This window comes from Citrobacter sp. wls826, from assembly GCF_005281245.1.
Taxonomy (GTDB): Bacteria; Pseudomonadota; Gammaproteobacteria; order Enterobacterales; family Enterobacteriaceae; genus Citrobacter; species Citrobacter braakii.
In genome coordinates this window covers 178,772-179,362 of sequence record NZ_SZWS01000061.1, presented here as the reverse complement: position 1 = coordinate 179,362, position 591 = coordinate 178,772, and the positions used below count along the sequence as shown (strand labels likewise).

1 protein-coding gene is annotated in these 591 nt (G+C 57.2%); it reads left to right on the top strand.

The features are described from left to right. A partial coding sequence (locus FDW87_RS23015; RefSeq protein ID WP_252363254.1) for a Glu/Leu/Phe/Val dehydrogenase occupies positions 1-591 on the top strand: 591 nt, incomplete at both ends.

The following is a 591-nucleotide window of genomic DNA, read 5'->3' as shown; positions in this document are numbered from 1 at the left end:
CGTCGGCAGTGAAGCCGCCCGCCTGTTCGCGGCAGCAGGAGCACGCGTGGTCGCGATTCAGGATCACACCGCAACGCTGTTTAACTCAACGGGTATCGACATGGCCGCGTTGTCTGCCTGGCAACTGGAGCACAAACAGATTGCCGGTTTCCCGGGCGCTGAAACCATTGCCAGCGAAGCCTTCTGGAGCCTGGAGATGGATATTCTGATCCCGGCCGCGCTCGAAGGCCAGATCACCCGTCACCGCGCGGAAACGCTGACCTGTAAACTGGTACTCGAAGGCGCTAACGGCCCAACCTATCCGGATGCCGACGACGTTCTGGCAAGCCGCGGTATCGTGGTTGTCCCTGACGTTGTTTGTAACGCCGGCGGCGTAACCGTCAGCTACTTCGAATGGGTTCAGGACATGGCTAGCTTCTTTTGGAGCGAAGAAGAGATTAACAATCGCATGGACAAAATCATGACCGATGCGATGGTACACGTGTGGGAAAAAGCGGCAGAGAAATCCTGCTCACTGCGTACGGCAGCCTACATTGTTGCCTGCGAACGCATTCTGCTGGCACGTAAAGATCGCGGAATTTATCCGGGCTA